This window comes from Mesorhizobium sp. M4A.F.Ca.ET.022.05.2.1, from assembly GCF_003998845.1.
Lineage (GTDB): Bacteria > Pseudomonadota > Alphaproteobacteria > Rhizobiales > Rhizobiaceae > Mesorhizobium.
Genome location: NZ_RZOJ01000269.1, coordinates 1 through 8,485 on the forward strand (window position 1 = coordinate 1; position 8,485 = coordinate 8,485).

Below are 8,485 nucleotides of genomic sequence, written 5' to 3' on the forward strand. Positions count from 1 at the left end.
GAACAGTTCGGGGTCGATGACCAGATGGTCCTCGATGTTGAGTCCCACATGCTCGAAGGCGATGCGGCACATGTCGCGCACGGTCGTCGTCCTGCCGGTGGCCACGACATAGTCGTCCGCCACATCCTGCTGTACCATCAGCCACATGGCGCGGACATAGTCTTTGGAGTGGCCCCAGTCGCGCTTGGCGTCGATATTGCCGAGCCGCAATTCCCTGGACAGGCCCTTCTTGATGCGCGCGACCGCATCCGTGACCTTGCGTGTCACGAACTCGATGCCGCGCAGCGGCGATTCGTGGTTGAACAGAATGCCGCTCGAGGCATGCAGGCCGAAGCTTTCGCGGTAGTTGATGGTGATCCAGTGGCCATAGAGCTTCGCCACCGCATAGGGCGAGCGGGGATGGAAGGGGGTCGTTTCCGACTGCATTGGCTCCTGGATAAGGCCGTACATCTCCGACGACGAGGCCTGATAGAAGCGCGCCTCGGGGATTTCGAGGCGAAGCGCCTCAAGCACGTTGGTCACGCCGATGCCGGTGACGTTGCCCGTCAGGATCGGCTGCTGCCACGATGACTTGACGAAGGACTGGGCGGCAAGATTGTAGACCTCGTCCGGCCTGATGTCGCGCATCGTTCGGGCCAGGCCGGAAAGATCCGTCAGGTTTCCGTCGACGATCCTGACGTCCTTCTCGATACCGAGCCATTTCAGGCGTGTCGTGTTGACGTCGGCCGTGCTCGATCGCCGCGCAAGTCCGTGGACCTCATAGCCTTTGGCGAGCAGCAGTTCCGCCAGATAGGCGCCGTCCTGTCCGGTGACGCCCGTTATCAATGCTGTTTTTGTCATCAATGCTCTCGATGTGTCCGATGATTGCTCCACCCAAGCCCGTGTTGCCGATGTTGCCCGCCCCAGCCCGGCGAGCCAATGAAATTGTCAGGCGCGACCGTATACGTCGTCAAAGCGCACGATGTCATCCTCGCCCAGATAGTCGCCACTCTGGACTTCGATAATCACCAGGTCGATCTTGCCCGGGTTTTCAAGCCGATGCTTATGGCCACAAGGAATGTAGGTCGACTGATTGGTCGCCAGGAGCAGTTCCTCGTCGCCATTGATTATCTTGGCCGTGCCGCTGACCACGACCCAGTGTTCCGAACGATGGTGATGCATCTGCAGGCTCAGGCGCCGGCCAGGCTTGACCTCGATGCGCTTGATCTTGAAGCGCTCGCCTTCCTCGAGGACCGTATAGGTACCCCATGGCCGGTGCACGGTGCTGTGGAGCAAGTGCGCCTCATGCCCGGAAGCCTTGAGGGATTCGAACAGCTTCTTGACGTCCTGGACGCGGTCGCGGGACGCCACCAGCAATGCGTCCGGGGAATCGACGATCACCAGGTCACTGACGCCGACAGTGCCGATGACGCGTTTGTCGGAACTGATGAAGCTGTCCGCGGTGTCGACCATGCGAACGTCACCGCGAATCCGGTTGCCGCTCTGGTCGGGGGCGACCAGTTCGGCCATCGCGTTCCATGATCCAATGTCGTTCCATTCCATGTCGCAGGGAACGACGGCCAGGTTTTGCGCCTTTTCCATCACCGCATGGTCGAGCGAAATGCGCGGAGCCATGGCGAAATGCTCAGACGAGAGTTCGATGTTGGCGAAACCTTCGCCCCGGCTGACGTGGCTGTCCTCGTAGCTGGCGACAACGGCGTCGATCACTGCGGGGCAATGCTTGGCCATTGCCTCGAGCATGACCTGCGCGCGGAAGCAGAAAATGCCGGCGTTCCAGAAGAACCGCTTGGACGCGACATAGGCCTTGGCCGTCTCCAGATCCGGCTTCTCGACGAAGCGGACAACGTTTTCGCCGTCTGCCTCGATATAGCCGAAGGCCGTGTCCGGCCTGGTCGGATTTATGCCCAGCGTCGCGATGCGTCCTTGCCCGGCATGCTCGATCGCCCTGGCCACGGCGCTCAGGAATGCTGGCACGTTTCCGATCATGTGGTCGGCTGGGAAAATGCACAGGATGACGTCGGGGCCTTGCATTGCCTTGGCGTGGATCGCAGCCGCGGCCACGGCTGCAGCCGTATCGCGGCCCTCAGGCTCGAGCAGGAAGGTCCGCTGAGGAACAACGGGCTCCAGAGCGTCGAAGTCGTCTGTCGTGAGGAAGAGGTGTTCCCTGGACGTCACCGTGACCAGCTCGACGACGTCCCTGATCGAGGCGGCGCGCAACGCGGTATGCTGGATCAGTGAATGTCCGTCCGCCACCTTCAGGAACGGCTTGGGATGCGACTGCCGCGAGGCAGGCCACAGGCGCGAGCCGGCTCCACCGCTGATGATCACCGGAACGACTTTCATCAAATGCCCTCTGTGCCCGGAGATGCGAATGCCCGAGCCTTCTCCAGTGTCAATGCCACGATCGCCGTCGCCCTGGCATAGCTCGCGGCCTCCGAATAGCAGCGCAATTCCGGCGCATTTCCGGACGGCCGCAAATGTATGATCTCGCCACTATCCATCCGCGCCCTGAGGCCATCGGTTTCATCGATTTCGGCAACAGTGCCAAACGGAGCCAGGAATTGCTGCAGCGCATCGGGGTTGGCGAGTTGGGTCATCAACCGGCGTGAACTCTCCACCGGGAAGTTCTCGAGTCGCTCACTCGCGCAGAACGGAAGGTCCCAAAGCTCGCGCAAACTCGACAGCGGTCTTTTCGTCGATGCCATGGTGCCGAGCACGGCAAGGATCGGTAGCAGCGAGTCGCGTGTCGGCAGGGCCGCCAGCGTCTTTCCATTCAGCAGGCAATCCGATCCCAGGAGGACGCCGCCATTGGCCTCGAAGCCGATGACGATGTTGCCGCCACGGTACGACGCTTCCATGCCATCGATGACGAACGGCGACCCGACCTTGGTTCTCCTCACCTCGAAACCCAGGGCATCCGAAATACCCGAATTGGAGGTCACGGGCGTTACTACCGTATCCGCTGCCACGAAAAGCGCGGTGACGAGCCCAATCAGGTCGCCCCGGAACAGATCGCCTTTCTCGTCGGCGACAAGCGGGCGGTCGGCATCGGCGTCCGTGGACACGATGGCGTCGAGCTTGAACTCACGGCTCCAGGCCTTGAATTTCGCAAGCGTGGCCGCGCCCACCGCTTCGGTATCGACCGGCACGAAGGTTTCGCTTTTGCCGACCGGGACCACCTCGGCGCCGAACAATCGAAGTACCCGCACCAGCAATTCCGCCGCGACCGAACTGTGCTGATACACGCCGACCCTCATGCCGGACAGCGAATCCGGCCCCAGGATATCGTTGGCGCGTTCCTGGTAACCGGCAATCGCTTCGTCATGGCGCCTTGGCCAGGTCGTCTCAAGAAGAGTTGGCGGATCGTACACATTTGACTTGTCGGCGACATATTGCGTTATCGCAGCCTCGTCCGCCTTATCGATCTCGCCATTCGGGCGATAGAATTTGATGCCGTTGCGGTCGGCGGGAATGTGGGAGCCGGTTACCATCAGAGCGGCCGCGCCCTGCTTTTGGGCATAAAGAGCGAGGGCCGGGGTTGGGATGACGCCGCAATCGATCGGCTGGAATCCGCTCGCGGCCAACGCCGCCATGCAACGGTCGGCAATCGCCGGGCTGCTGTCGCGCAGGTCACGGCCGACAAAGACCGCGCCATCCGATTGCAAGCCGCTTGAAGCCAGACGCCAGGCGAACGCCTCAGTATAGAGTCCGCTTGGCTTCCCAACCAATTCCGAAGCCAAACCTCGGACGCCGCTCGACCCGAATTTCATCGTTCTTCTTTTGCTGTTTGGAAGATCAGGCCGGTAATATTGGAGTGGGGTTCGCTGTCAACAAAAAATCATACCGGCGCCCTTGCGCGCGCGGTTGAACGAAATCGAACCGGCAAGATTTCGCGAGCTGCCGGGATGTATCGCCGGAATTTTAGCGGCTCCGCATTTTGCAATGTATTCCGGATGATGAGACCTATCACCGGCTGCATGGCGCGCTCCGGATACTCGCATTGCGTCAATCTCAATCGTCGTCAAAGCGTCCGGTCTTTTTGACGCAGCTTTTGCTTAATCGATTTTAGGGGTTTTCCTTAATCGATTGTAGCGGCCGGCCGGCTTTGGCGACGCCTTGCCTTTCGCAGTGCAGCATCATATCGCTCGGATCGGACCGGACGAAGCCGAGGCCATGGGCTTCGCCGGCCTGCGATCTGCGACCGTTGGAGGGCGAGCATGACCAAGTGGGTTTACACCTTCGGCGATGGCGCCGCTGAGGGCCGTGCCGGCGACCGTAATCTTCTCGGCGGCAAGGGCGCCAACCTGGCCGAGATGTGCAGCCTCGGCCTGCCCGTCCCGCCGGGTTTCACCATCACCACCGAGGTCTGCAACGCCTATTACGCCAACGGCCGCACTTATCCGTCCGAACTCGAAGCGGACGTTACGGTTGCGCTCGACCATATCGGCCGGCTGACCGGCCGCCGCTTCGGCGATCCGTCGAAATTGCTCCTGGTGTCGGTGCGCTCCGGCGCCCGCGCCTCCATGCCGGGCATGATGGACACCGTCCTCAATCTCGGCCTCAATGACGAGACGGTCGAGGCGCTCTCCGCCGATTCCGGTGACGCCCGCTTCGCCTATGATAGCTACCGCCGCTTCATCCAGATGTATTCCGACGTCGTCATGGGGCTCGACCATGAAGTTTTCGAGGAGATCCTGGAGGATGAGAAGGCGAACCTCGGCCATGAGCTGGACACCGAGCTGACGGCGCTCGAATGGCAGGGCGTGATCGCGCTCTACAAGGCCAAGGTCGAGGAGGAACTCGGCAAGCCGTTTCCGCAGGAGCCGCACGAACAGCTCTGGGGCGCCATCGGCGCTGTGTTCTCCAGCTGGATGAACAACCGCGCAATCACCTATCGCCGCCTGCACGACATTCCCGAGAGCTGGGGCACGGCGGTCAATGTCCAGGCCATGGTGTTCGGCAATATGGGCGATACGTCCGCCACCGGCGTCGCCTTCACCCGCAACCCGTCGACCGGCGAAAAGCAGCTCTACGGCGAGTTTCTGGTCAACGCCCAGGGCGAGGATGTCGTCGCCGGCATCCGTACCCCGCAGAACATCACCGAGGCGGCGCGCATCGCTGCCGGATCCGACAAGCCGTCGCTGCAGAAGCTGATGCCGGATGCCTTCCAGGCTTTCGTCGACATCTCCGACCGCCTCGAGAAGCACTACCGCGACATGCAGGATCTCGAATTCACGATCGAGCGCGGCAAGCTTTGGATGCTGCAGACCAGGTCCGGCAAGCGCACGGCCAAGGCAGCGCTCAGGATTGCCGTCGAGATGGCGAAGGACAAGCTGATTACCAGGGAGGAAGCGGTCGCCCGCATCGATCCTGCCTCGCTCGACCAACTCCTGCACCCGACCATCGATCCGAAGGCCGCGCGCGACGTCATTGGCGTCGGCCTGCCAGCTTCGCCGGGTGCGGCAACCGGCGAGATCGTCTTTTCCTCGGGCGATGCCGAGGACGCCAAGGCGCAAGGCCGCAAGGTTATCCTGGTACGCATCGAGACAAGCCCCGAGGACATCCACGGCATGCATGCGGCCGAAGGCATCCTCACCACGCGCGGCGGCATGACCAGCCATGCCGCGCGCCACCACAGCGGCATGGGCAAGCCCTGCGTGTCGGGCGCAGGGTCGCTACGCGTCGACTACAAGGCCGGGACTCTGATCTCGATGGGCCAGACCTTCCGCAAGGGCGACATCATCACCATCGATGGCGCCAACGGTCAGGTGCTGAAGGGCGCGGTGGCCATGCTGCAGCCGGAACTGTCGGGCGATTTCGCCGCCATCATGGAATGGGCCGACGCGGCACGCCGCATGAAGGTGCGCACCAATGCCGAAACGCCGCTTGATGCGCGCATGGCGCGCTCGTTCGGCGCCGAAGGCATCGGACTCTGCCGCACCGAGCACATGTTCTTCGACGGCGACCGTATCGTCGCCATGCGCGAGATGATCCTGGCCGACACCGAGAAGGACCGGCGCGCCGCGCTCGACAAGCTGCTGCCCATGCAGCGCTCGGATTTCCTCGAGCTGTTCGAGATCATGGCCGGCCTGCCGGTGACGATCCGCCTGCTCGATCCGCCGCTGCACGAGTTCCTGCCGAAGACGGAAGCCGAGCTGGCCGAGGTCGCGGCCGCGATGAAGGTTTCGCCCGATAAGCTCAGGCAGCGCACCGAGGCCCTGCACGAGTTCAACCCGATGCTCGGCCATCGCGGCTGCCGTCTGGCGGTCTCCTATCCCGAGATCGCCGAGATGCAGGCGCGCGCCATTTTCGAGGCGGCCGTCCAGGCGGGCCAGAAGGCCGGCGCTCTGGTGGTGCCTGAGATCATGGTGCCGCTGGTCGGCCTGGTGAAGGAGCTCGACTACGTCAAGGCGCGCATCGACGCCGTCGCGGCCAGCGTCATGCAGGAGAGCGGCATCAAAATCGATTATCTCACAGGCACGATGATCGAGCTGCCGCGTGCCGCGATCCGCGCCCACGTCATCGCCGAGGCGGCCGAATTCTTCTCCTTCGGCACCAACGATCTCACCCAGACCACCTTCGGCATCTCACGCGACGATGCGGCCTCCTTCCTGGAGACCTATCGGCAGAAGGGCATCATCGAGCAGGATCCGTTCGTGTCGCTCGACATAGAGGGCGTCGGCGAACTGGTGCGCATCGCGGCCGAAAAGGGCAGGGTGACGCGACCCGAGATCAAGCTCGGCATCTGCGGCGAGCACGGCGGCGACCCCTCGTCGATCCGCTTCTGTGAAGAGGTCGGCCTCGACTATGTCTCGTGCTCGCCCTACCGCGTGCCGATCGCGAGGCTGGCGGCGGCGCAGGCCGCTGTTCAGGTCGCCAAGGCAGCGTCGCGGGGCTGATTTTCGGTCGCCCGTCGGCACCGCTGACGGGGCCCGTACCTCACGGTTTTGTAAGCAAAGTCACGCGATCGTGCGCGTGACGGCTCCCAATCTCGACATCGTTTCCGCCCAGTTTCCAGGGTCTCCGATCCTCCGGTGCCCGAGACAGATGTTGCAGATATCCACCGCCCCCGTCCGCTCGATTCTCATTTTGCAGACCAAGTTCATCGGCGATCTCGTTCTCGCCTCGGCGCTGGCCAGGAACCTCCAGCTCGGATATCCCGGCGTCGGGATCGTGTTCCTTTGCGAGGCGCGTTTCGCCAGCTTCCTCACCGCCCACGGCATCGCGACCGATGTCGTCACGTTCCGGCGCGCCATGATGCGCGGATCGCCGCTGCAGCGGGGGCGCGAGCTGTATTCGATGGTGCGCAGGCTGCGCCGGTTCCGCTTCGACATGACGGTCGACCTGACCGATTCGAAAACCTCGCGGATCGTCAGCGGCCTCGTCAACGCTCCGATCAGGGTCGGCTATCATCCGTCCGAAAGGCCCTTGCGCTGGCATGAGCGTCAGCCGGCCAACGTACGGGCCAGGCCGTTCGGCTTCGGGGAGCGACACTATCTCTACCGCTATCTTTCACCACTCGAGGCGCTTGGCGTCGATCTGCGCATAAAAGCGCCGTCCATCCGCCCACTGTCTTTGGAGACGGCGCGCGCGCTTGCGTTGCTGGACAAGTACCATCTGAGGCGAAAGGCCTTTGTCGCGGTGCATGCCGGAGCGAGCTTTCTTGGCCGGCGGTGGCAGCCGGAACGCTTCGCTGCCGTTATCGACGACATCGCGCGCGAGACCAGCCTGGACTTCGTGCTCGTCGGCGGCCCGGACGAGCACAAGCCGGCCGACGAGATTGCCGCGAAGACAGCCTCGCCGGTCGTCAACTTTGTCGGCGCGCTTTCGCTCGAAACGCTGTTGGCGCTGCTGAAGGAGGCGCGGCTTTTCCTCGGCAATGAAAGTGGCCCCATGCACATGGCCGCCGCAGCGGGAACCCCGGTCGTCGGCCTCTACGGGCTGACCAATCCGATCCGCTGGGGGCCGGTCGGCGTGCCGAGCATCTCGCTGCAGCCCTCCATGCCTTGCGAATGCGTGGCGAGCGACTTTTGCAAGCGGACGGATCCGAGCAAGGCGTGCTGCGTCTGGCGCCTGGAGGTCGCGCCTGTTGCCGAGGCCGTGCGCGAGATCCTCGCGCGCACCGAAAAGCAAACGGCAAACGCGCTCTCGCGTTACGCCTGAAGCAAATTCTCGTGACGTTATCCTTCGCGCGTGCGCCGTCCCGATTTTCGCCTTGATGCGGGTCTTCTGGCTGGATATTGCAACCATCCCGCTTCGACCGCCGGCCCGGAAATCGACCATGCGTCTCTTGCGAAAACATCTTTGCGCGGTCGCGCTGTCGGTTTGCGCCGTGTCCACGGCCAGCGCCGCGCCGCTCGTCGAGCCGACGCTGCATCTGAAGCCGCAGGCTGGCGGCAGCGGCCGCGTCGCGCTGACGCTCGACGCCTGCGGCGGCCAGACCGATCCGCGCATCCTCTCGGCGCTTGTCGACAACAGGATCCCC

The 8,485-nt window shown here is 63.2% G+C and carries 5 protein-coding genes and 1 pseudogene; 3 read left to right on the top strand and 3 right to left on the bottom strand.

Annotated features, from left to right (window positions below; all coding sequences use genetic code 11):
- From EN745_RS24065 to EN745_RS24075, 3 genes are all read right to left on the bottom strand, one after another.
- Positions 1-840: GDP-mannose 4,6-dehydratase (locus EN745_RS24065; RefSeq protein WP_145992114.1), on the bottom strand; the 840-nt coding region annotated here is incomplete at its 3' end.
- 87 nt (positions 841-927) lie between these two features.
- Complete coding sequence (locus EN745_RS24070; protein ID WP_126055850.1) at positions 928-2,343, bottom strand: mannose-1-phosphate guanylyltransferase/mannose-6-phosphate isomerase; 1,416 nt, start codon at positions 2,341-2,343, stop codon at positions 928-930.
- Entirely contained in the window at positions 2,343-3,770 is a 1,428-nt protein-coding gene (locus tag EN745_RS24075) for a phosphomannomutase (RefSeq protein ID WP_127422424.1), read from the bottom strand. Before EN745_RS24075 ends, EN745_RS24070 begins: the two co-directional genes overlap by 1 nt.
- A gap of 447 nt (positions 3,771-4,217) precedes the next feature.
- Here EN745_RS24075 and ppdK point away from each other — a divergent pair, with 447 nt between their 5' ends.
- From ppdK to EN745_RS24090, 3 genes and pseudogenes are all read left to right on the top strand, one after another.
- Positions 4,218-6,899 (top strand): pyruvate, phosphate dikinase, encoded by a 2,682-nt coding sequence (gene ppdK, locus EN745_RS24080; protein WP_127422425.1) that lies wholly within the window; start codon positions 4,218-4,220, stop codon positions 6,897-6,899.
- Positions 6,900-7,089: 190 nt separating this feature from the next.
- Entirely contained in the window at positions 7,090-8,163 is a 1,074-nt protein-coding gene (locus EN745_RS24085; RefSeq protein WP_348627255.1) for a glycosyltransferase family 9 protein, read from the top strand.
- A 118-nt stretch (positions 8,164-8,281) separates the two neighbouring features.
- A pseudogene (locus EN745_RS24090) lies at positions 8,282-8,485 on the top strand (polysaccharide deacetylase); the annotation flags it as partial.

Coding starts and splice junctions, on each gene's coding strand:
- EN745_RS24070 (WP_126055850.1), bottom strand. CDS start 2,343: ATGAAAGTCGTTCCGGTGATCATCAGCGGTGGAGCCGGCTCGCGCCTG.
- EN745_RS24075 (WP_127422424.1), bottom strand. CDS start 3,770: ATGAAATTCGGGTCGAGCGGCGTCCGAGGTTTGGCTTCGGAATTGGTT.
- ppdK (WP_127422425.1), top strand. CDS start 4,218: ATGACCAAGTGGGTTTACACCTTCGGCGATGGCGCCGCTGAGGGCCGT.